General features: G+C 67.8%; 10 protein-coding genes. 5 read left to right on the forward strand and 5 right to left on the reverse strand.

All coding sequences use genetic code 11. The annotated features are described in order from the left end of the window. Nucleotides 1-389: 389 nt before the first annotated feature. The 5 genes from HNR70_RS11785 to HNR70_RS11805 form a co-directional block, all read right to left on the reverse strand. Nucleotides 390-1,466 carry a hypothetical protein gene (locus tag HNR70_RS11785; protein WP_184325830.1) on the reverse strand — a complete coding sequence of 359 codons (1,077 nt, stop codon included), beginning with the start codon at nucleotides 1,464-1,466 and terminating at the stop codon, nucleotides 390-392. Between the two features lie 181 nt (nucleotides 1,467-1,647). After that, nucleotides 1,648-4,062 carry a UvrD-helicase domain-containing protein gene (locus HNR70_RS11790; protein WP_184325831.1) on the reverse strand — a complete coding sequence of 805 codons (2,415 nt, stop codon included), beginning with the start codon at nucleotides 4,060-4,062 and terminating at the stop codon, nucleotides 1,648-1,650. Next, the gene (locus tag HNR70_RS11795) at nucleotides 4,059-10,646 is read right to left on the reverse strand and encodes a DEAD/DEAH box helicase (protein WP_184325832.1); all 6,588 of its coding nucleotides are present in this window, start codon (nucleotides 10,644-10,646) and stop codon (nucleotides 4,059-4,061) included. Before HNR70_RS11795 ends, HNR70_RS11790 begins: the two co-directional genes overlap by 4 nt. After that, entirely contained in the window at nucleotides 10,643-15,595 is a 4,953-nt protein-coding gene (locus HNR70_RS11800) for a restriction endonuclease (protein WP_184325833.1), read from the reverse strand. Before HNR70_RS11800 ends, HNR70_RS11795 begins: the two co-directional genes overlap by 4 nt. 11 nt (nucleotides 15,596-15,606) lie before the next feature. Further along, the gene (locus HNR70_RS11805; protein WP_312857650.1) at nucleotides 15,607-18,516 is read right to left on the reverse strand and encodes a DEAD/DEAH box helicase; all 2,910 of its coding nucleotides are present in this window, start codon (nucleotides 18,514-18,516) and stop codon (nucleotides 15,607-15,609) included. A 133-nt stretch (nucleotides 18,517-18,649) separates the two neighbouring features. Here HNR70_RS11805 and HNR70_RS11810 point away from each other — a divergent pair, with 133 nt between their 5' ends. From HNR70_RS11810 to HNR70_RS15955, 5 genes are all read left to right on the forward strand, one after another. After that, nucleotides 18,650-19,594 carry an HNH endonuclease gene (locus HNR70_RS11810; protein WP_184325834.1) on the forward strand — a complete coding sequence of 315 codons (945 nt, stop codon included), beginning with the start codon at nucleotides 18,650-18,652 and terminating at the stop codon, nucleotides 19,592-19,594. A gap of 36 nt (nucleotides 19,595-19,630) precedes the next feature. Beyond that, nucleotides 19,631-20,293: a DUF6308 family protein gene (locus HNR70_RS11815; protein WP_184325835.1), complete on the forward strand. Its 663-nt coding sequence runs from the start codon at nucleotides 19,631-19,633 to the stop codon at nucleotides 20,291-20,293. A 65-nt stretch (nucleotides 20,294-20,358) separates the two neighbouring features. Continuing rightward, complete coding sequence (locus tag HNR70_RS11820) at nucleotides 20,359-21,303, forward strand: GIY-YIG nuclease family protein (RefSeq protein ID WP_184326743.1); 945 nt, start codon at nucleotides 20,359-20,361, stop codon at nucleotides 21,301-21,303. An 82-nt stretch (nucleotides 21,304-21,385) separates the two neighbouring features. Further along, entirely contained in the window at nucleotides 21,386-23,287 is a 1,902-nt protein-coding gene (locus tag HNR70_RS11825; protein ID WP_184325836.1) for a GmrSD restriction endonuclease domain-containing protein, read from the forward strand. Nucleotides 23,288-23,604: 317 nt separating this feature from the next. Next, nucleotides 23,605-23,817, forward strand: coding sequence for a Wadjet anti-phage system protein JetD domain-containing protein (locus HNR70_RS15955; RefSeq protein ID WP_221421129.1), 213 nt, complete (start codon nucleotides 23,605-23,607; stop codon nucleotides 23,815-23,817). Nucleotides 23,818-23,845 lie beyond the last annotated feature (28 nt).

A 23,845-nucleotide genomic window follows, 5' to 3' on the forward strand; every position in this document is an offset into this window, starting at 1 on the left:
GTGTCACCCACGACCTCCCGCACGGCCCTGACCAGGAGGATCATCGACAGAATCAGCCGTCATCTCCCAGAGAGGTCCAACTCGGGCCCGATGTGCGGGGCCAGCGGGATGCCGGCGGCGTTCATCTCCGAGGCCTGCCCCCAGGAGATCGCGGCAGCGCGGGTGGGCCGGTCTCGATGGAGCCGGGATGGATCAAGTTCACGCGGATCCTGTCGGCCGCAAAGTTCAAAGCGAAAGGCAATATAGAGAGGGGGCATGGTCGAATCCCATTGACATCCAAAGCGAATAACGAATCGTCCCCCAGTGCCATTCTCACGCTCGGGCGACTCCGGGCGACTCCCAACCTAACCCTCACCGACTCGAGTCCACCCCAAACCCCTGCACCCCTATCACGCCAGCGGCTGGACAAACTGAACGAAACCTTCTCCTGTCCAAATCCTAAGAACTGCATCTCGGAAGTCTTCGACCCCAATGGAGCCCAGACGATCACTATCGACCACAAGAATTCCAACTGGCTCACGAAAACTCTCGCGCAGGTCACCTGCCATTAACTCGAGACCGCGAACATCCCGGTCCGACATGTCCGAATAATCCTGTAGTGCCACCACCTGTATCGCCTTACATTCCGCCCTCTTCTGCCCATCGGGGCTGGCGGGATACGAGAACCCACCCTTCAGCCAGACCGCAACTGAGGCCAGCCGCACCATGGAATCACGCATCCTCTTCGAAAACATCTTGACGCGTGAGAGCCTTACGTCAAATGCTACCTGCCCGTACGAGTCGTCCCTGACGGGGCTAATAATTGCATCCACGATAACTGTCCTACCCGACTCTACATTCCTGACGGCGGCCCCGGGAGTTACATTGAAGTCACCCCCGTAGGCTTCGACAAGGATGCGATACAGCCAGCCCTCGAGCTCCACGACCTTCTGTCGAACTTGCTGATGGCGCAATTCACGCGCTCCCAATTCCGGCTTACCATTTGTATCTCCGAGAGTCTTGCCATTCGCATCCTCGACCAGACTACCCGGGGGGCGCATGGTCGCATCCCCCGGGGCACGCTTGTCGCCAATCTCGCCCGCCAGCTTTTCGGGCACACGATCAGGTTTGCCGGCCAGTTCCATGAACTCCTCGGCTTCCCTTGCCCTCTTCTCCTCCATCTTCTCAGACGGCGCATTTAAGATTTCCGCCCTCTGCTTCTCGAGGACGACATTCTCAGTTTCGTTGGCCACTAGCTGGCGATCACGCCACTGCGACGCCCCCTGAAGCAATAGAGCTAAGCCCGAAAAAAACATTACTATCACCAAAATGGGAATACCCGAACCCTGAAGGGATGATATTATCTCTTGCCGTTCGAGAAGCGCTTCGCGCGCCACCGGCGTGTAGCTCTGAAGGTCACCCTCCGTGATACGCAATACGGCATCAACCTGAGCGAATCCCCATGGCATCAGGAACGCCGCCAGCATGAGGCCTATCCCTAGGGACGAGGTGAACTTGTAGTAATGGCCGTAATCTAGTGCCGCAATTCCGTTCAAGACGCCCGTCTCCGTAAGTTAGCTGACTCGACAAAACTACAATCCGCCGCACCAGGCCCGCGGCAACCGATCCACAAACGACACACCGGAGCCCTTTCGAATCCTTCCGGTTCTATCGGCACCAAAGAGCACTCTCCCGACCACGCCACGCCACCGCCAACTTATCCCGCGCCCGCGTCGCCCCCACGTACAGCAGCGACCGCTCTTGCAGCTCCGCCGCCTCACGGGTCTGGTCGTCATACGCACCCCGCGAGGGATCGATGGACGACGAGTCGTCCACGCCAAACAGGACCACGTGCGTGAACTCCATGCCCTTGGCCCGGTGGAACGACATCACCAGCGGCGCCCCGCCGCGGTAGGTGGTGTTGCGGTCCACCGACACCACGCGGAGACCGCGGTCGTCGAGCGCGCGCACCAGGGTGTCGCGGGTCTTGTTGAACCGCGTGAGCACGCCGATGGTCGACGGGTCCCCGCCCTCCTTGACGACCTCATCGAGCCAGTCGCGCAGCAGTGAGGCGACCTTCTCGATCTCGTCGGCCAGGTCGGTGGCGGGCAGGAACGTCACCTCGGGTCCGCTGCGGGCGGAGCGGAAGGTGCCGCGTTCCCCGCCGTGGACGACCTCGTCGGCCGGGTCGTCGTCCTCCATGGCGGCGATGTCGAAGGCGCCGCCGCGCAGGATCGACACGGCGAAAGCCAGGTTCTGCGCGGTGGTGCGGTAGTTGAGCTTCAGGCGGCGTGACCGGCCGCGGATGGCGATACCGTAGCGGCCGAGCTTCACAGGGTTGGAGTAGATGCGCTGGTGGGAGTCCTCGGCGATGAACATGTCGTCCTCGCCCTCGGCGACCAGCGCTCGGAGCATCTGCCACTGGGTGGGGCGGAGGTCCTGGCCCTCGTCGACCAGCACGTGGTCGGCGACCCGCTCCCCCGTCGCCTCGGCGCGCGCGTCGAGGATCGCGGCGGCCACGGCGGAGGTCTCGTCCCAATCGAGGGCGGCGTCGCGCTTGCCGTTCTCGCGGTAGGCGGCGATCGCGGCCCACACCTCGCGCCGCTGGGCGCGGCCGAGCCTGGTGCCGCGTCCGCTCCGGGTCACGCGCAGGTACTCCCCCTCGGTAAGAACGCGGTGCGGGAGGACCACCTCCCGGTACTCGTCTATAAGGAACGCTGCGGTGACGTGCGGCTGGCTGCGGTCACGGACGTTCCCGGCTGCGGCCGCGGTGTCGATCGCGATGTCCCATTCGCGGGCGTGGCGGGTGAACTTCGGTCCCCGCGCCGTCCATCCGAGCACGCTCGCCATCGGGGCGAGGTCCTGAGCGCCGGTGATCACGCCGTAGGCGATCCGGTCCACGCCGGTGACGTGGATGCCGGGTTTGCCGAGCGCGTCGGGACGCGCGATGTCCGGGGCGAGGGTGCGGACCTGCTGGTCGAGCGATTCGGCGAGGGTGCGGGTGTAGGTGGTGAGCACGATCCGCGCCGGGTGACCGGCCTCCACGGACTTCCTCGCGAGCCGTACGGCGCGGTGCACGAGGACCACGGTCTTCCCGGTGCCGGCACCGCCGGTGACCCGGTACGGGCCACGGGTGTTCACGTCGACGTAGGTCTTCTGCTCGGGGTGGAGGAAGATGCGCCACTGGGCGAAGCTGCCGGAGGCGAGGACCTCGGCGAGCGCCTTGTCGTCCTCGATGAGGTGGTAGCTCGCCTGCGACTTCTCGGCGCTCAGCGATTCGAGGACATCCTCGGTGCCCGACGGGGTGCCGACCTCGCTGCCGCCGATCACACCCGTGAAGTACGACGCACGCACCTCCTCCAGGGTCGAGCCGGTGGCGAGGTCGAGCAGGGCGGTGCCCTGCCAGCCCTTCGTGCGGCTCGTGAGGGCGTCGAGCTCCTCCCCCGTCGCCTGAGCCGCCTCCTCCGCGAGGTCGGGGTCGAGGCCGAGGTCCTCGATCAGCTGCTGCGCGGTGTACTCGAGGAACGGGCCCGAGGGCACGGGAACTGACGGCGCCACCTCCTCGACAGCTGCCTCTTCGCCCTCCCCCGGCGATGCGGCGTCCGACGCCTCCTCCTCAGCCTCGAGGCCGCTCTGCTGCTGCGCGAGCATGCGCTCCGCCGCGAGCTTCTCGGCGAGTGCTGCGGCGCGGGAGCGCACCTCCTCCTCGCTGTAGCCACCGCCGGTCTTCACGGCGTCCTCGTCGGACCGGATCTCGGTGGTGCCGGAGATCGGGTTCATGCGCAGGTAGAGCGTGCGCGCCTTGCGGTAGGCGTCGTCGTGGTCGTAGATGCCCTCGACGAGCCACACGTTCTGCCCGGACGAGTTCAGGCGGAATACGAGCACCCGGTACTGGCGGTTCACGCGGACGGAGCGGATCCGGTCGTCCTTGGCGTTCTGGATCGGCTCGACGTGGAGGCCGGGCGACTCGGGAGTCGTGCGCAGGGTGTCGAGAGTGGACGTGACCTGCCCCGCCACGTCCCTGGGCACCGTCGTGAGGGTGGGCAGGAAGGTGTCCGAGATGGCGATGATGCCGTCGCTCATTGGTCTCCTCGTCCGGTCAGCTCCAGTGCTGCAAGGACATTTTCGGGGTCGGGTCCGACGATCGCCCAGCCCTGCTGTTCGAGTGCGGTGCGCTCGCGGGGCGAGAGCTCCTCGGCGGTGACGCCGACCTTGCGGTCCGGCCAGGCGATCTCGAGCGGGGTCCCCTCGCCGTACTCGTCGCCGATGATCGGCGGTTCGATGTCGTAACGGGAGACGAGGGTGATGAGGCGGCGCTCGATCTCGTCCGCCGCCTCATCGAGGGCGTCCTGCCACTCCGGCGAGAGATGCCCGGCCTCGGCGTCGTCCAGCTCGGGAACAGCCACGACGTCCGCGGGCAGCGGCGTCGGCGTCGGGGTCGTGGGGGCTTCCGTCTGCTCGCGGGTGGGCTGCGCGGTGGGTTCTTCGGCCGACGGGATCCGCGGTGCAGCGGCGCCGTCGGAGGTCACGTCGATGCCGGCCTCGACCAGGCTCACCGTGGTCAGGCGCAGCGTGTCACCGAAGGGGTCGCCCTGGGCGAGGTTGGCGAGCTGGAGCCAAGTGCGCCAGGAGTCCGCGGAGCTCCCGCGGCGCAGCGCCTCGTCGCGGTCGTCGAGGACGAGGGTGAGGCTGAAGCGCAGCGGGCCGGGCTGTCCCACGGCAGCGACCTCGTCCCGGGCCTTCGCGACAGCGAGTCGTGTCGGGTCGGAGAAGGGGGCAGGTCGCGTCCCGGAGAGGAGTTCTGTGCCGATGCGCTCCGCCGAGACCTCCCCGAGTGTGGTGAGCGAGGACTGGTCGCCGCCCTTCACCATCAGGACGGGGAGGGCCGCGGCCAGCGTGTTCAGGCGGTCGACCTTGCCACGGGTGACGATCTCGGTGAGGAGACCGAAGGGGGTGGCGCGCAGCAGCGGTTCGAGCGTACGGTACTGCGCTCCCGCGTCGGCCCATTGGCGGACGGTGACGGGGTCGACGAAGGCCGGCAAGGCGCCCTGTGCACGGTCGCTGTCGAGGTCCTCACGCCGCGCGGCGTCCTCCGTGAGGTCCGCTTCCGTGATCGAGAGCGTCAGGTACCCGGCTCGTCGCAGGCGCATCCGCTTGATGGCGTCGTCGGCGACGCGGTTCTTCGCGGCGGTGGCGTGGAACTCGCGGCCGTCGGTGAAGATGGCGACGCCCTTCACGTCGCTGCCGGGCCAGGTGAGGACGAAGTCGGGGCGCGAGCCTGCGATGTCGACCTGGCTCTCGAGGGTGAAGGTGCGCTCGTCGTAGCGGACGCTGATCGAGGAGCCGCGCGTGGTGACGTCGGCACCGTCGATGCTGCGCATCGCGTGGATGTACGCGTTGCGGAAGCGCCGCTCGAGGGAGGACTCGGAGACCGCGCCGAGCTCGACCTCGCGCTCCTCGACGGTCCACTGCATCGCACCAGGCTGCGGGTCCTCGGCCCCGAGCAGCACGTGGAGCGCTTCGATCGCCGTGGTGCGGCGCATGCTCTCGTAGGCGTCGGGCCGGACGTAGGGCAGCAGGCACCGGTGGCATGCGGCGAGTCCCTCGTCCTGGCAGGGGCAGGTCTCGAGTGCTCGGAGTCCGGCGAGGAGCACGTCCCAGACGGAGCGCGCGGAGGCGAGCTCGAAGAGGTAGCCGGTGCCGCCCACGATGGTGTCGGAGAGCAGCACCGCTGTGTGACCGGCCTCGTTGGGGTGGGCGATGAGGTCGACGTCGAGGTTGCCGATGCTGCCGCCGAAGCGCATCTGGATGCCGAGTCGCAGGGCGGCGACGAGATTCACGAGCAGGTCGCCGGCGGCGTCGTCGAGGATCTCGGGCGGGAGCGTGATGAGGACGGTCTCGGTCTTCAAGGTGCGCGAGAGGAGTGCGGCGCGGTTGTCGCCCTCGCGTGCGTAGCGGAGGTCGCACCATGCCTGGTGGTCCTGGGGCTTGTTCCCGGCGGTGTCGGAGTCGTGATGGCCGCAGTGGGCGCAGAGCAGGAATCCGGGCGCGGTGCGCTCCTCCCCGGAGATGCGGATCTTCTCGGCGACCTGGTGGGGGCGGCCGAGGTTCAACCGGGTCAGGGTAGTGTCACGGTCCAAGCGCATCCCGAATCCGGTGCCGACCACGTTCCAGCTCTGGACCTGCTTGGCGTCGTGGAAGGAGACGGAGAGTGCCTGTTCGAACTGCACCTTCTCGCGGTCGTCCCGGGAGTCGCCGATGCGGGTCCGGCTGCGACTCATGGTCGAGTAGACGCGGGTGAGGTCGATGACGTCGCGGTGCTGGCCGGCGTCGGCGATCTCGGCGCTGTGGCAGTTCGGGCAGGACTGGGGTGGCTGGCTCTTCTCGAAGGGGTGGGCGAGGCCGCAGCGCGGGCAGAACGCGGTGGGCTTCAGGGCAGCACCGTCGATGCCGATGTCCACAGCGTCGACCACGAGCTCGCGGCCGTGGGCGTAGAAGTGGGCGCCAGGCGCGAGCTCGGTGAGGGCGGCGGCACCGGAGCGGGTGTAGCTCACGGGGTCGTGCTTCCAGGTGCCGTCCTCGTCCTGCCAGATCACGGTGGCTTCGAGCGCGACCGCGTCGTCGACCAGGGTGAAGTTGGGCAGGAGGCCGTAGCGCTCCATCACGCCGATCCAGTGGGCGCTGTCGAGGGCGGACACCTCGGCGCTGAGCTGACCGGCGCGGCCGCGCAGGCGTCGGCGTTCCTTCTCCTGCTCCTCGGCGGTGAGGGTGGGCTCGGCACCGATCTCGTCCTGCTCGGCGGAGATGAGGAGATCCTCGGCGCGAAGCGCTGCCATGGCCTCGGCGCGCTCATCGGTCAACGGCTGGTTCTCGAGGTGCTCGAGGTTGGTCTGGATCCTCGCGCGTCGGCGGCGCAGCTCCTCCCGGCTCGCCGTCCAGCGTGCGACAGCGGTGTGGAGGGATGCGATGAGCTGGCTCTGACCACCATCGTCCTGCGGCAGTGCCCAGGCCCGCAGATCCTCACGGGCCTGATCGGTGAGTCCATCCCAGGAATGAGTGCCTGTGGTGAAGCGCGCGAGGAATCGGTCCACATGCACCTCCCCGTTCTGGGTCATCTCCTCGATGACATGCCCCAGGAAGGTGCCCGGCGCTGCGGACGCCAGCACGGGTGTGGTGCGAGCAGGAGGCTGGACACGATCGTCGCCGGCGAGGGTGTCGAGGACGGACGCGAGAAGCTGTCGTCGGAGGATCTCCTGCGCCGAGAGGTACGCACCCGGTGCGCGAACGGTGCCGTTCAACAGGTCGAGGGGGTCGTAGTAGAGGCCAGCTGCGCGCCCACGGCCGGCGACGAAGGTGACGTCCAGGGCGTTGCCGGTCTGTCGGCCAGCGCGTCCCACGCGCTGGAGGTAGCTGGCGACGGTCTTCGGGACGGAGGCGAGCAGCACAGTCGAGAGGTCGCCGATGTCGATGCCCATCTCAAGGGTGGGGGTGGCGACGAGGACGTTGGGCGTGCCGGGTGCCTGCTCGCTGTTCTTGAAGGACGTCTCGTAGCGCAGGCGGTCCTCGGTGGTGAGCAGGGAAGTGTGTTCGCGGGCGACGACGCGTCGCATGTCGCCCTGGTAGAGGCTGCGGTAGTAGGTGGCGCGCAGCTCACGGGTCCGGAGCGTGCCGAGGCAGCGGTGGCGCAGGCAGGGTCCGTCCTGCAGCTGGGCGAGCACGGTGCTGGTGCCGGTCACCGTCTCGCGGCATTCGTCGCAGATCAGCACGGGAGTGCCGTCCTCCGCGGTGCCGGCGGGCAGGCACGCTTCGATGCGGTCCGGGACGAGGGCGTAGCTGCGCAGCCCGCCGCTGGTGGCCTCCTCGACGTCGAGGACTCCCTGGTCGGTGAGGGCGTCGAGGAGCGGGCGGAGGAACGTGGAGGTGGTGCCGCGGTCGCGGGCCAGCACGCGAGCGCTCCAGTCCGCGTACCAGCCGGAACGGGAGGTCGCGTCCTCGAACTCGCTGCGAGCGCCCTGTCGGCCGATGCTCGGAAGCTGCGGCAGGGCACGGCCGGTGGGGAACGCGGGCATGAGGTCCTGCTCGGGGCGTCCTCCCCAGAGGCGGTACACCGGTCCGCCGTCGCGGCGGAAGGACGTCAGCCAGTCGTGGGCGATGGCGCCGTGGGTGCGCAAGCGCTCGAGGATGCCGCGCACCCAGCGTCGGCGCACGGCGACGTCGTCCCCGTCGAGCTGCAGTGTGCTCGTGCCGAGCGCGCGTTCCGCGGCCTGATCGAGCTCCGTGTCGGTGGCGCGCACGTGGGCGAGCGCCGAGCCGGTGAGCAGCAGGGTGCGACCCACCTGTCCGGTGAGTCCCAGTTCGAGGCCGACGTCGAAGGTGAGTCGCTTGGCGACGCGCGCGGTGGCTCGTTGCATGTCGCGGGTGCGGTGGCCGCGGCGGCGCTCAGGGTCCTGGTGCCAGAAGGCGGTGAGCCGGTCGGAGTCCGTGATCGTGGGGTGGAGGAGCCGGTAGCGCTGCTCGTCCGTGGTGGCGGAGGCGAGCATCCGCTCGACGAGAGTGGTGATCGGTGCAGGCTCGGTGGTGAGTGCGTGCTGGATGACCGAGCGCATGGTGAGGCTGTAGGAGCGTGCTTCGACGAAGCCCGCGCGGTGGGCGGCGTCCTGCACGGAGTCGGTGAAGACGAGTGCCTTCTTCTCCTGCAGGTCGAGGCCGGGCGTGCCGAAGAGACTGGTGAGCGCGACGGAGAGCAGGGTCGCCAGGCGTGTGCCGAGGAAGCGGATCCCGTCCTTCTCGCCGCAGGCCGGGCAGGTCTGGTCGTTGGCGTGCTTGTCCGCGTCGAGGCCGGCGTGCACGAGCACGCGGAACACGTCGGAGTCCGGGTCTCCCTCCACGGGGCCGAGGCGGTCGAGGGATTCGCTGGCGAGTCTCAGATAGCGGCGGCGGGAGGTCTCAGGAGTGGTGGCGTCAGGGTCCTCATCGGTGGTGGTGACGTCGAGGATGAGTGCGCGGAAGCGTCCGGTCTTCTCCGCGGAGTCCTTGCGGATGCGGTCGGGGCGCAGGTCGAGGTCGTCGCCGACGGCACGGGTAGTGACGCCCCAGCCGGAGCGTCCGCAGTGCCGGCAGTAGATGGCGGGCAGGGCGCGGTCATCGTCCTCGGCGAGAGCGTCGGACCAGGTGAAAGTCGGGGCGGTGCTGACAATGCGGTCCACGCGGGTGATCTCGCGCAGCCAGAGGTGGGCTTCGAGATTCGGGAAAGAGTTGCGCGGTGCCTCCTTCCGGGCGCGTTCGTGGGAGAGCACCGCGAGGAGAGCTGTCGTGAAGTCCTGGGCGACAGATGAATCGGAGATCCAGGGGAAGACCGTCGAGGCCAGGTCGCGCAGCTCCGTCGCACGAGCGGTGCTGCGCAAAAGATCCGCGACGAGCGGGTGGGCGAGCAGGAGGTCCCGGGTGGAGATGCCGTGCTGCGCGGCCACGGTACTCGCGGTCGCATCATCGGCGGACCACAGCACATCGAGCACGTCGACAGTGAGCTGGTCGGCGTCGACTGGATGGCCTGGTTCGAGGTGGGGTCCGACGGCAAAGGCCATGGAAGACGCCGAAGGAAGTCGCTGCGCTCGAAGTGCAGTTCCCTCCCCCGCCGCACCCGTCTCTGCTGCAACGACTGCTTCGCGCGAGGGCCGCACGAACTCGTCGAGGTCGAAGCGGGTCTCGGTGATCACGGCATTTTCGCCGATGTCGGTGCCGAAGACTGTACGTGCGAAGTCGAGCATGGCGGTCGACGCATCCGCGCCGTCGCCGAGGGTGGCGGAGGTGGCGACGGGGGTGAGGTGCACGCGGCCGGGCACGATTTGGTCGAGCACCAGGCGCAGGCGACGCAGCAGCATGCCCACGTCCGTGCCCTGCGCGCCGTCGTAGGTATGGAACTCATCGAGCACCAGGTAGCGCAGCGACGCGGCGGAGGCCTCCCACAGGGGCCGGTCGGCGCGGCGCAGCAGCAGCTGGTCGAGCATCTTGTAGTTCGTCAGCAGCACGTCCGGGGCGGAGCCGCGGATCATCTCGCGGTCGGTGATGAGCGAGTCCGCGGTGACGACGGTGGAGGGGTCGTGGGAGGCCTCGCCGGTGTAGAGCGCGGCGCTGAGGCCCTGGTAGGCGGGGGTGTCTGTGAGGAGTTTCGCGAGGCGGCCGGCCTGGTCGTTCGCGAGCGCGTTCATGGGGTAGAGGATGAGTGCCTTGATCCCGCCGATCCCGGCCTTCCGCGCACGGGCGGCGTGGTCGAGCACGGGGTAGAGGAAGGACTCGGTCTTGCCGGAGCCGGTGCCGGTGGTGACGATCGTGGGCTGTGGGAGCCGGAACCCGGCCTCGTCCTGCTCCCCCGGTGCCTGCGGGCTGGTGGTGAGGCGGGAGAAGGCGGCGGCCTGGTGGGCGTAGGGCTCGAACCACTCCGGCAGGCTCGGCACCAGCTCCCGTGCCGCGGCGACGTCGCTGCCCCCCGCGAAGGGCAGACGCGTGCGCAGGTAGGGGCCGAGGAAGATCCCCGAGTCCTCATCGGTGAGGAAGGCATCGAGTGCGCTTGCGACCGACGGATCGGCGAGCGAGATCGCCGTGGTCACGTAGTCGATGACCGCGCGGCGCAGATCCGCGGCCTGCCGGGTGGGCAGCAGCTCCGTCATGATCCGTTCTCCTCCATCCGCCGGGTGAACTCGGCGTAGGCCTGGCGCATGTCCGCTTCCCGATCGAGGATCCGGAACGGCTGCTCGTACACGATGGTGCGGCCGGTGCCGGTGGCGCTGGGATGCACGGCGGTACGGTCCTCGAGCGGCAAGCCCGTCTCGGGTCGGCCCGCCTTGTTCCAGGCGGTGCGGACGGCGCTCGGGATCTGCCGGCCGTTCGCGTCGAAGATGTACGCCTTCTTCCCCTCGCCGCGGTCGTAGTCGTTCAGCACCCCGAACTGGGTGCGGTAGATCGTCACCAGGTCATCGATCGAGATCCCGGTGACGATCGCCATGATCGCGTCGATCTCCACCAGCGCCTGCCTGCGGTCCTCATCGATCCGCAGCGGCGACGCCATCGACCACTCCGGGCCGACGTCCCCGAGGGCGGGCCGGTTCGGACGGTCGAGGCCACCGGTCCAGGCATCGGCGGTGAAGGAGGAGTCGAAGGTGTCACGCCAGAGATCGGCGTAGGCAGTGGTGAGGGAGTTGAGGCGGAGGGTGCGCAAATGCGCGGCCGGGGCTAGCCAGTGGTCGCTCGGAACGACCGGTAGCCGTTCTACCGCAGTTGGAGATATGCCCGAGCCGACGGAACTGCGTATCACAAAATCGGCAAGCAATGACCCCATCGAAGCAACGAGCCCAACCAGCGATGTTTTCGCACATCCGGGAAGGCCGTAGGAGTTCACCGAGTGGACGGCCGCCGCACCCGGCGGGAAGATAGCGGGAACGAGAGTTCTCTCCCCGTTGCCAGCAGCCATAGCCCGCCACATCACCCTGTAGAAGGTACGAACCGGCGTCACATCCGTGACCGTCTCGCCATCACGGGTGTTGGTGTAGGACCAGGTGCCGTAGGCCTTGTCGTAGATGGACGTGTTGGAGACGAGCTCACCGCCCGCGGCCTTCGTCTCACAATAGAGGGGCTTGTACTCGGTCGCGGGGATCGCCGAGGGCAACAACGCCTCGAGGTCGGTCACGGAGTAATCTTGGAAATTCTTCATGGTGCTGTTCAACTGCGCGAACAATGGATTTGAGACGTGAAAAGAAGCCCCCTGCAGTATCACTTCCTCCCACGATTCCGGCACTCCCCAGCGGGACTCGAAGCGGCCCTTGGCACGGTCACCAGTCTCGTGCCATCCACTGCTGAATCGCGGGGCGAGCGAGCCGACCTTTGTGGTCCTCGAAAGGATCTCGAGCGCCGTCGCCGCGGCGTGATTGACGCTCGAAAGCATGCGACTCGACTCCACCGCCACTTCAGAGTTGCCCGACTCCATGAGAGAGTGCCACAGCTCGAGCTGATCCCGCCGATTACGCTGAATACGGGCGCGGTGAGGCGTGAGGTCCCAGCTCCCTTCGGCGTTCTTGAAACCAGGCTCAGGGCCGGTACCGTCGTGGCGGAACGATGCCTCCACAACCGTCGGGTGAAAGATCCCGACCGCGCTCAGAAAGTCAACGTCACGTGGCGCTCCATAGACGTTCACTGAATACCAAATCTCGTCCTTAATCTCGTGGAAGAGACGGAGTTTGTTTAGGAGCCGCCAGTGACGGCGCATGCGCCGGTAGGTCGCCAGACGCAGGGCGTACCCGCGTGCATCGGTGAGATGCGTCGGCGGGTGCACGAGCGTGACGATGCCGGTCGCTGACGAGTGCGCCCACGTCTGCGCCATGAAGTTCCGGTATAGGTCCGGCTGGGTCCCAGTCATGTCCGGATACATCGCCGCAGAGCCGACGAACTCCGCCGTCGCAGCGACATCGCGAGTCCCCGACAGCAGCGCCTCCGCCGCACCCTCATGACCGAGAGTCAGTTCCCGCCGGTGCTTCTTCTCTGCGTTCGACGGCTTGTTGCTGAGCACCCACCACGGGTTGAACTCTCCCAGCAGTCCCGGGAGGTCCAACGTCGGCCGCACCCACGGCGGGTTCCCGACCTGCAGGTCGAAACCCCTACGGTCGAACGCCGCTGCGAAGTCGAGCTCCCAGTGGAAGAAGCGCTGTTCGGCAGCGATCTCGGTGCAGCGCTTCAGCCACGGGGTGTCGGCGATGAGCCGCTCGGTGTTCGCGGCATTGCCCAAGGGGAACATCATTTCGACAGCATCGAGCTGTTCCCATACCTCCGCGCTGCCGAGCGCGAGCTGGCCTTCGCCGGGTCCCTTGGCGTTCTTCGTGTGCTTCACGACCTCGAAGGACGTCCCGAGGATTTTCTGCACCGTCGCCAGCCACTGCGGGAACCTCGGCGGGGCGATCTCGTCGTCGGGGAGCACAGGCCAGAACCACAGGGCGCACCAGGCGTCCATCACCAGGCGCAGCCGCTGGTAGGCACAGTTCGCATCCGCGAGGGTGTCCTCGATCTGCGTCCTCGTGACTGCGCCGCCCTCGCTGGTCTCCGCGCCCCACACGGGGATCGCGCGGCGGGACTGCTCCTCCGCGGCGCGGATGCGGCGCAGGGCCAGGCCCCACAGTTCCTCGACGCGCTGGGAGAGGGTCTGCAGCTGCGCGAGCTGCGGCGGCGTGAGCTTCCCGGCCCAGTCCTTAGCGTGGTCGCGGAGGTCCTTCGCGGCGTCAGGGGCGAGCTTCTTGATCTCCGCATCCTGCGCGGCGGCGAGCCACCCCTCCCCCGGCAGCAGGAAGTGGGCGATCCGCCCAGCCATGCTCGCTCGCGTGCCGTCGGCCCCGACGGGGTCGTGCACGGTGGTGACCGGCAGGGTCTCCGGCGCGGTCTCCACGACGGCCTTGAGCTTGGACTTCTTGAGTGTGTCCGCGCGGTACACGGCGTGCCGCGCACCGATGAGCGAATTACCGGCGCGCAGCCGCAGACCGAACCACGGTGCCTTCAGCCCCGGTGCCATCGTGTCCAGCCACAGGGACACCTCGGCGAGCTCCACGGCGGTGGGATTCAGGTCCACGCCGTACACGTTGTGCAGGGCGATATAGGCCTTCACCCGCTGCAGCTCCTCCGCGTACCGCTCGGGGTCGATGCGCTGATCGAGCTCGTCCTGACGGCGGGTGAGGTACTCGGCGGCGAGCTGGCGCACCGCCTCGATCGCGAACGCCCCGGAGCCCAGGGCTGGCTCGCAGATCGACATGTTCAGGATCTCCGCAGCGGTGGTGCGCCTGCGACGGATCGGCTGGTGGTCGAAGTCCTCGTCGTCGAACACCACAGTACCCTCGGGCAGGTCGGTCTCGTCGGTGATGACGGGGTCGAGCAGCTCGGCGAGGCCCTGGGCGACGGTGAAGGAGGTGATGACCTCCGGGGAGTAGTAGCTCGCGGACTGCTGGCGGGCGCGGCCGGAGAGACGGAACACGAACTCGCCGTGGCGGTAGGTGCGTGGCACCTTCTTGCCCGTCTCGTCCTCGACCATGACGAGGTGCTGGGTCATGGAGTCGTCGATGACGTCCTCCGGGACCACCCAGGAGCCGTCCTTCGGGTCCCCGCCCTTGGCGACCTCGACGAGGTCCTGGTCGGCGAAGGAACCGGTGTAGCTCATGAGGGACTCGTAGACCGCGCCGAGCTGGTTGATGCCGAGGGCGACGTAGCTGATGAAGCCGCGGCTCTTGCCCTTCTGCACCCGGGAGAGCAGGAGGTTCTCGAGCACGGCCTGGAGTGCCTTGTTGCCGAGCTTGACCTCGTCAATGAGGGCGGTGCGGTCGGCGCGGAACAGGTCCGCGTCGAGGTTCTCGAAGACGAGGGCGCCGCCGCCGTGCTCGGCAGGACCGTCCGCCTGCACGTCCTCGGGGCGGTGGCCGGTGTTGATGAGGTCGAAGAGGACCTGGAGGGAGCGGTACAGGTACGTGCCGTCGGCCGCATCGAGAGGGACCTCGCGCTGGGTGAGATCACGGAGGCGGTCCAAGGAGTAACCGGCCTGGTACTCCGGGGCACCGACCGGGAGCACGCCCAGTTCGGGGCTCGCCTCCGCGTACAGCAGGAACAGGATCCGGTAGAGGTAGCGCAGCGACTGCAGGGCGAGCGGCTGCGCCTGGTCCTGCGGCAGGGGCGCGAGTCCCTGGGCGTCGCGGCGGCGGATCACCTCGTTGGCGATGATCTCGATGCTCTCGCGGACGCCGTCGCGGAGGTCCTCCGAGACTCCCACCGCGTTGTCGATCGACTCCTGGACCGTGTCGGTCCACCAGATCTGGGAGTTCGCATCCGGGGCGAGGGAGTCGGCGCTGAGGGCGGCGAGCATGCGCTCGACCTCGCCGCCGCGCTTCTGGTCATTGCGCTCGGCGATGGTCTGGAGGTCGGCGACGAGGTAACGGCCCTGCGGCCATAGGCGCGAGGAGGTGAGGACGGCGAAGCGGCCGGCGAGGACGAGGAGGAACTCGGGAGCGTCCTTCTCGATGGCGAGGGCGGAGAGGACCTGGGGGACGGTGGTGAGACGCTGCTCGTCCTCGGTGCCCTCGTGGAGAACGACGTCGGTGGGGAGGTAGCCGGCCTGCTTGGCGAGGACATCCTGGACGTCGTCGGCCGCGAGCGCGTCGAGCATCGCGAACGGGGCCTCGTCGACACCCCGTGTCGCGTAGCGACGCAGGGGTCCGGTGGTGGTCACGTCCCAGCGGCCGGGAGCCGCGTTGCCGTCGGAATCGGTCTGCTCGGTGTAGCCGAGGATCGTGCGGAGCTCGTCGGCCAGTCGGAGGGACCGCTCCCCCAGCAGCTCGCGACGCTCGCTCGAGCTCGCCGTCTCCGGGAGTGCGGCGGTGTCGGCCTGGAGATCCAGCAGGCGGCTCACCAGGCCCGTGCGGGCGGCGGTGAAGCGGTCCCGGGGGCTCTGCCAGGTCGGGTCCTCCTCGCCGGTGGTGCGCCATTCCTGGAGCAGTGCCTTGGTGCGGGCGGTGAAGGTCTTCGACGCGTCATCCGCGGTGAAGTAGTGCTCGCTGATCCAGTCCTCGACCACGTAGAGGGCATCGCTGATCGCCATGGGGAGACTCCTCAGGCCTGGGGACGGGGGACGACGACGAGCAGCGGGCGTGCGAAGGTGCGGTCCGGGAGCATGTCGGTGACGAGCTTCTTCTCCACCGCGAGGGCGTCACGGGTGGCGAGGAGCAGGGCGGACTGGCCGCGGGTGTGGGCGGCGTCGGCCTCCCAGCGCTGCTGCTCCTCCTGCCAGTGCTGGACGCGGGCTTCCGCGGCCGCCGTGATGCCCGGGGCGATCCTCTGCTCCATGAACTCGCGGGCGACGGGCACCGCCTGCCGGAGGAGTGCCTGGTACTGGGCCGGGTCCTCGACGGCGGTGCCGATCGCGTCGGGGTCGAGGCCGATCTCCTGGAACAGGGACGAGGGCGCGGTGTGAGGGAGGGCGCGCAGCGTGCCGTGGTCATTGGCGATGCCGAGGACGGTCGAGGAGACGATCTGGCCGCGGGCGGTGGTGAGGGTGCCCTGGAAGATCACCCAGGGCTGGTCGACCTTGCCGTGGATCGCGAAGACCTCACCGCTCGGGACGCCGCCGAGCACGCGGTCGCTCATCCAGTCCAGGACCGGGTGGAGCGGGCCGAGGTAGTGGACGTCGGGCCAGTTGGTGCCGGTGTCGTCGTCGAGCGCGGCGCGCAGGCGCTTCGCGGCGACGTCGGCCCGGGAGGTGAGGTGCAGGGTCTCCTTGACGCGGCGGTCCTTGAGGTAGGACTGCGGGAGGTGGTCGAGGCGCCGGCCGAGGTTCTCGCCGGGGGTGAACTGGATCAGGCCCGTGGACCGGTCCAGCACGAGGTCGACCCCGCCGCTGGCGATCGGCCGGCCGGGCTCGGTGTGCAGCTCGGTGAGGCCCGAGAGCAGGAAGTCCGCGTCGGAGGTGAACAGGCCCGTGGCGAAGGAGGTCTCCTGCGCGGCGCGGTGGCCGTCGCGGCGACGGGTAGGAGCGGAGTCCTGGGCGAGGAGGCCCTGGAGGAAGGCGCTCATCGGGTCGATCTGTGCGACCTCGGGGAGCACGTCCTCGACGTCCTTCTCGCTGCGGAGCACGTCGATGAGGGCGCGCTCCTCGGCGCCGGCGTCGTACTTCTGCATGAGGGACGCGGCGTCGCCGAGCTGCTCGTGGGCTTCCTTCTCACGTTCGAGGAGACGGCGGAGCACGTAGATGTCACCGTCGAAGCCGTCGACCTCGGAGAGGTCCAGCAACAGGGCGGTGATCTGCGGGGGTGTGCGCTGGCCGTAGCGGTCGATGCGGCCGTTGCGCTGCTCGATCCGGATGAGGGACCACGGCACGTCGAAGTGGACCAGCTCGTGGCACTGGGCGTGGAGGTTCACACCTTCGGAGGCGATGTCGCCGGTGATGAGGATGCGGATCGCGGAGGAGCTCTGCTTGAAGGACTCCACGATCCGCTGCTGCTCGACGTCGGTGAGCCCACCGTGGAGCACCGCGATCTGGTCGTCCTTGAGCTTCAGGTCCTCCAGGAGGTGCTCACGCAGCCACGACAGGGTCGCGACGCGCTCGGCGAAGACGACCACGCGCTCGGGCGACGTGCGGGCGACGCCCTTGTCCCGCAGCAGCTGGACCAGACGCTGGTACTTGCCCGAGCGGGGAGTGCCGTCGGCCGGGAGGCAGGCCTCGTTCAGAGCGCCGAGGCGATCGAGGGCCGCCGCCTCGGCGGCGAAGGCGCTGCTGGGCGGGATCTCGGCGAGGGTGCCGGCATCGGCCTTCCCGAGGATCTCGCGGGCGCGGTTGCGGAGCGTCTCGCGGAGCGCGACCGGGGAGGAGAGGAAGGCCTTGGCGAGGGTCCACGGGAACAGCTGGGAGCCGCGGCCGGACATGGGGCCGTGGCCCGCGGGCGGGTGGGTCCAGGTCGAGGCGATCTCGTGGGCGACGGCGAGCTCTTCCGGGGAGGGCTCGACCGGCAGCATCTCCGGCGGCCTGCGCTCCGCCCAGTTCTCCCCCACCTCGTCCTTCACCGAGTCCGAGTAACGGTGGCGGCGGATCATGAGGCGCTGTGTGGCGTCCTCGGCGATCTCGCGCTTCGGGGAGACGGCGGTGGGCTCCAGCAGGCTGATGAGCTGGGCGAAGGAGTCGTTGGAGCCGTTGTGCGGGGTGGCCGAGGCGAGGATCAGCGCATCGGTGTTCGGTGCCAGCACGTGGGCGAGCTGGTTGTTCTGCGTGGACTGGTTGGTGACGTTGTGCGACTCGTCGATCACGACCGCGTCCCAGCGATGGTGGCGCAGGTCGTGGACGAAACGGTCCTGCTTGAGGGTGTCGATCGAGATGATCACCTTCTCGAAGAAGGTGAAGGGGTTCCGCGACGCCGGCAGCTGCTGCTTGACCTGCTGCACGCCCTCGGAGTCCAGGCGCACGAACGGGATCGCGAAGCGGGTCCACAGCTCGTGCTGCATCTGCTCGAGGACATGGCGGGGGCAGACGATAAGGATGCGCCGGCCGCGACCGCGACGAATCAGCTCCGAAAGGATCATGCCGATCTCGAGCGTCTTTCCGAGGCCGACCGCATCCGCGATCAGCAGACGGGGGCGGATCCGCTCCGGGTCCAGCGCCATCTCGACGGCCTCGCGCTGGTACGGGAGATCGTCCGCCAGCATCTGGGTCGAGACGGTGAGGTCCGGGTGGTCGACGGGGACCGGGGTCTTGCGGAGGGTGGACTCGATCCACAGCCGGGTGCGGCGGTAGCGCGGGGAGGTGTCCGCGACGACGGTCGAGTCCTCCGGGGCGAGGACGGAGATGTCGTCGAGGGAGCGGTAGAAGGACGCGGTGGTGTCCTTGACGAAGTCGCTCACCCCGCGGACCGCGTACAGCGGCCCGTCCGGGGTGTCCTCCACGGAGGTGACGAGCCACGTCTCGTCACGGACGACCACCAGGGAGCCGGGCGAGATCACGCCGGCGTCCTCCTCGACTGCCTGTGCGTGCACTGCGATCCTCCCTGCGGCATCTCTACCGCAGTGACTCTACGGCAACTTGCGTGCATTGTGCTGGTCAGGGCGGACATTCGGACGGGGCGGGACGGCCCTGCCGATTGTCCGGGGGCGAACCTAGGATCTGGTCATGGCTGTGGACATCTCGGACCTGCTCGAGCGCGGTGCGCTGACCATGGACGATGACGTCTCGTTCCGCACCCATGTGGAGGTCGCCCGGCTGTTCGGGTTCGAGTACAAGGGGCATCAGCAGGCGACGATCCGGCTCGATGAGCACACGGACGTGTGGTTCCCGAAGCTCTTCGCGAACCGGGACTGGATCAACGCCCTCTCCCCCGAGGGTCTCGAGATCACGATGCGCCCGGCCGACGGCAGCCAGTACGGCCACCGGATGGAGACCACGCGCCGCGAGGACGTGATCGCCTTCGGGAAGGAGGGCCCCTCCGGGGACTACCGGTTCCTCGGAGTCTTCCGCTTCAACCCGCTCCGCTCCAATGACGAGGAGTGGGTGTTCGACCGCATCGCCGCCTCGATCACCCTGGGCGGCGAGGAGCGTTTCGGGTATCAGGACGGTGCGCTGCGCGCCGGCCAGGACGACCTCACGGCCGAGGCCGCTCCCGTGAACCCCGACCTGGTCCGGGAGTTCGACCAGCGCATCCCGGAAGGGCAGTTCGCCGTCGAGGACCGGGAGGTGCTGACGCGGACCCGCGGCAGCGCGCGGCGCTCCTTCGCGGAAGAGGTGAAGAGCAACTATCAATGGACATGCGCTCTCACCGGCATCGGCACCCGCGCGTTCCTCGTCGCCTCGCACATCGTGCCGTGGAGCGAGGACACCTCGATCCGCTTGGACCCGAGCAATGGGATCTGCCTGTCCACGTTCGTGGACCGGGCGTTCGACGCGGGGTACCTGGAGATCACTCCCGACGGGGTGAGCCGGGTGCGGTGGGAGCGGGTGGGCGACGATGCCCCGCTGCGGGAGGAGCTCTCGCGGTTCGATGGGGTCGCTCTGGCCCGACCGCAGGCTGGGGCGCCGGACCCGGAGAAGCTGCGGCGGCGGGTTGAGCTGGGGTACTGATTTGGCATGCAAACGTCCTGCACCAAGGAGGATCACGTGACCATCCGTGAAGCTGTCGAGCGCATCAGCAGCGAGAACGCGATCGAGCTCGCCACCGAGTACTTCGCGGCCTCGGAGACGCATCCCGGCACGCTCGCCTACACCGGTGCCCACTTCGAGACCTTCAGTGCGGAGCAGAATCTCGAGAACACGGTGAGCGCCGACGATCTGCTCGCCGTGCAGATGCTCGCGGTCACCGTGTCGGGCCGGGCAGCGCTCGGGATCCTCGGCGACTCCGCTGGGGAGATCTCCGAGCTGCTGGCCGAGATCGAGCCGGAGCTCTGCCTCGAAGACATTGAGGACGAGGAGCAGTTCGACGAGGTGCTCGGCAAAGACTCCCCCGCGCTGAAGCTCTGGGATCTGCTGCGGCGCAACGATGCTCCAGCGCAGCGGTGGAGAGTCGGCCCCACGACCGCGAGCAAGATCATGGCGCGCAAGCGCCCGCGGCTGATCCCGATCGAGGACTCCGTCGTCAATCAGGTGATCCAGCTGGGTAACCAGAACTCGTGGCGTCTGTGGTGGGAGGCGCTCCGCGCGGACGGGTACCTGAAGGAGCGAGCCGACGAGGTGGAGGAGGCGGTGGGTCGGACGGATCTCGCCACTCTCCGTGCGCTCGACATCGTGCTGTGGATGTGGGGCAGGGAGAGCGGGAAGTCGTGAATGCGCGATTCCCACTTGGCGGCAATGAAGATGCGGCACTTGAACGGTGAGGACGGGAAGAGATAGTGGCATCACCTCGACGGCAGAAGCGCTGGGACGTCTCGAACGACGTCGCGCCGAGCATCTACTTCGGACTCGACCGGAAGCTCTGCGGGATCTACACACTGGAGTTCGCGAACGGCGAGCGCTACGTCGGCCAGACCGTCGATCTGACCAGCCGGCTCGCCTCGCATAGGCGGCGCTGGAGTGACATCACGGCGGTCTCGTTCCTCGAGTGCGGGCGCGATGAGCTCAACGACGTCGAGCGCACCCTGATCACGCAGACGGAGCGCAGCTACACCGTCCGCAACAGGGCCTTCACCCAGATGCCCGGCGGCGATGCCGAGATCGATCTCGTGGTGGACCGCCAGCAGCAGGAGGAATGGCTCGAGGGCGTGAAGCCGGCGTACCCGCTCGATGAGCGCGCCCGCGCCGCGGAGCGCCGTCGGCGGATCCGGCCGAAGTACGAGCAGCTCGCCGCTCACCCGGCGTACCCGGAGGCGCTCGCGGATCTCACCGAGTACGTCCACGAGGTCATTCCGTGGCCGTCCGTGACAGGTGGCCTGTACTGGGGAGTCTCGGCGATGCCCGGGACGGCGAAGTCCAAGGACCGGTACCGGCTCTTCACCGTCAACGCCCACAACGTGGAGCTGCTCTTCGCGCACCACTTCCCGAACGAGGGCGAGACCAACGTGATCCTCAACGTCGCCTCCAGCATCATCAACGCCAAGGACCGCAGAGGGTTGATGATCCGGCGGACCTCGCATTACCGCAGCTACAAGGATTGCGAGACGATCGCGCTTCCGGCAGGGGCGATGGCCGAGGTACTGGCGCGTTCCAGCGTCCTACTGGCTGCGCGCACGATGGCGCTCGGGCTCATGCGTCGAGGGCCGTCGAACTTCGCGAAGTTCCACTCAGATGATCTGCTGGACGAGGTGCTGCTGCATCGGGCGGGGGAGGCGACGGCCTGAGGCTCGGTCAATGCGCTGCATCTCTGCGAGAGTCGCGCGATGATGGACGAACGTGCACCGCCTGAGGAAGGACCCGCAACGCATGTCGACATTCCAGACGCCCCAATACACGATCACCGAGATGTTGAAGGACGCGTCTGACGGCACCCTCCAGTTGCCGGACTTCCAGCGCCCCTACCGATGGGATGACGAGCGGATTCGCTCGCTCCTCGTGACGGTCCTGCGCGGGCATCCGATGGGCGTGATCATGACGTTGGAGACGGGTGGCGAGAACATCAGGTTCAAGCCCCGTCCCCTGACCGGCGTTCAGCTCGAGACCGCAGCGAAGGAGCCTGAGCTGCTTCTCCTGGATGGCCAGCAGCGGATGACGTCGATGTACCAGGCGCTCACCGGAGACGGGATCGTCGAGACCGAGGATGTCCGGCACCACAAGCTCACCCGACGATACTTCATCGACGTCGAGAAGGCGCTCGGCGATGCACGGTCCCAGGACGAAGCGGTGCTTTCGCTCCCTGCCGATGGGGTGATCCGGGAGAACTTCAATCGCGACGTCCGCTTCGATGTCTCGACGCCCGAGAAGCAGCAGCTCGAGGGTCTCATGCCGCTGAGCGTGCTTTTCGACCAGCAGGCCGCGATGCCGTGGCTCTTCGGCTACATGCAGGCGAAGAAGCCCGACGAGGACGTTGATCGAACCGCTGTCATGCAGACGTTCACGACGAAGATCCTGAACCCGATGCAGCAGTACAAGATTCCGGCGATCCAGCTGAAGAAGGACATCGGCAAGGACGCGGTCGCCACAGTCTTCGAGAAGGTGAACACCGGCGGACTGCCCCTCGACACCTTCGAGCTGCTGACAGCCACCTTCGCGGGCGACCGCGCCTATTTCGAGGAGACCGGTAAGGACTTCCGGCTCGGCGAGGACTGGGAGCTCACGCAGAAGGTGATCGACGATCATCGCGCGCTCCACGGCATTCGCAACACCGACATCCTGATGGGGATCTCGGTCCTCGTCACCCTCGAGAAGAGGAAGGCTGATGCAGCCAAGGGGCTGACAGGGAAGAAGCTCTCGCAGACCAGTGCCCGCAGGGAGGACATCCTGAGCATGGAGCTGCGTGATTATCGCCGGGTCGCCCCGCTCATGCGCCGCGCGCTCCCGGCCGTCGCTCGTCATCTGCGATCACTCCACATTCACAGCTCGGGCGACGTTCCGTACCGCAGCCAGCTGATCGCGCTTGCGGTCTTCCACGTGCTGCTCGGAGAACGAGCCGAGGAGCATGCCGTCCGCGCCCGGCTCAACCAGTGGTACTGGTGCGGTGTTCTCGGCGAGCAGTACGGCGCGACGATCGAGACCAAGATCAGCCGCGACGCCGAACAGGTTCCTGGGTGGGCGCTCACCGAGAGCAGCGAGCTTCCCGACACCGTCGCCCGTGCCACCTTCGCCGAGTCCCGCCTCGGCTCGCTGCGCACGCGCCAGTCGGCTGCGTACAAGGGCGTCTACGCGCTGCTGATGGCACAGGAACGTCCCACGAAGGACTGGATGCTCGATCGTGAGCTGGACTTCGCGACGTACGACGAACTTCAGGTGGACATCCACCATGTCTTCCCGAAGAAGTGGTGCAATGAGAACGGCATCGAGGACTGGCGTCGCGAAAGCATCATCAACAAGACGCCGCTGTCCAAGTCGACGAACATCCGACTCAGCGGCGACTCGCCCGCTGTGTACATGCATCGCCTCGATGCGAAGGGCCTCACGCCCGATCAGGTTGACCAGCAGATCACGACCCACGCGATCGATCCCGCGTACCTCCGCGCCGGTGACTTCGACGGCTACTTCGAGGATCGTCGAGCTCGTCTGGTGACGATCATCGAGACGGCGATGGGCAAGGCCGTCGCGCGGGACTGGGACCTCGACTCCGAGGAGACCGACCGTCCGGAGAACTTCACGGAGGAGTTCGAGGACCAGGAGGACGCCGACGCTTCGTGATTTGCCGTCCACCCTTCTTGGATGGACTCTGCCTATTCTTCGGTCAGCAGGGCTGGTGCTCGATCAGGCGACTGGTGCGGTCAGGACACCGAGCTGAAGGTCGGATTCCTGAGGCCCGCGTGCTCCGATGGCTCCGCCGCGACGGGCGACGACCACGGCACCGGGCGCGGGCCGGCTCGCTACTGCGATGAACTGTTCGGTCACCTGGGTTGCTCGACGGGAGTCCTGGACGAGAGCCTCTGCGGAGGGGATCCACCGAGTGATCGCCTCTGGTCAGCCGAACAGGTGCAGTGCGCCCGGGCTGATGGCAGCGGTACGTGGAACGAGTCCGAGCGCCAGCAGGATGTCCACGTGGCAAGGTCGCCGTAGGGGTCGCCTGTCGGCATGTGTCCCCTATCGTGGTGATCATCTGCGAGAACGCCGAGACCGTGCAGGTGCTACCGGACCTCCCCGGCACACTCGCGGTGCACGGCAAGGGATACGCGGTCCCTGCCCTACTCGACGTGCCGTGGATCGCCGAATCGGGGTGAAGTTACGGGTCTCGGCGAGGCGGGCTTC

The sequence above is a fragment of the Brachybacterium aquaticum genome, assembly GCF_014204755.1.
GTDB classification, from domain to species: Bacteria; Actinomycetota; Actinomycetes; order Actinomycetales; family Dermabacteraceae; genus Brachybacterium; species Brachybacterium aquaticum.

Bases quoted from the DNA above. Each gene is read 5' to 3' on its own strand.
- HNR70_RS11785 (WP_184325830.1), bottom strand. From the start codon at position 1,466: ATGCTGGCGGCGTTCCTGATGCCATGGGGATTCGCTCAGGTTGATGCC.
- HNR70_RS11790 (WP_184325831.1), bottom strand. From the start codon at position 4,062: ATGAGCGACGGCATCATCGCCATCTCGGACACCTTCCTGCCCACCCTC.
- HNR70_RS11795 (WP_184325832.1), bottom strand. From the start codon at position 10,646: ATGACGGAGCTGCTGCCCACCCGGCAGGCCGCGGATCTGCGCCGCGCG.
- HNR70_RS11800 (WP_184325833.1), bottom strand. From the start codon at position 15,595: ATGGCGATCAGCGATGCCCTCTACGTGGTCGAGGACTGGATCAGCGAG.
- HNR70_RS11810 (WP_184325834.1), top strand. From the start codon at position 18,650: ATGGCTGTGGACATCTCGGACCTGCTCGAGCGCGGTGCGCTGACCATG.
- HNR70_RS11825 (WP_184325836.1), top strand. From the start codon at position 21,386: ATGTCGACATTCCAGACGCCCCAATACACGATCACCGAGATGTTGAAG.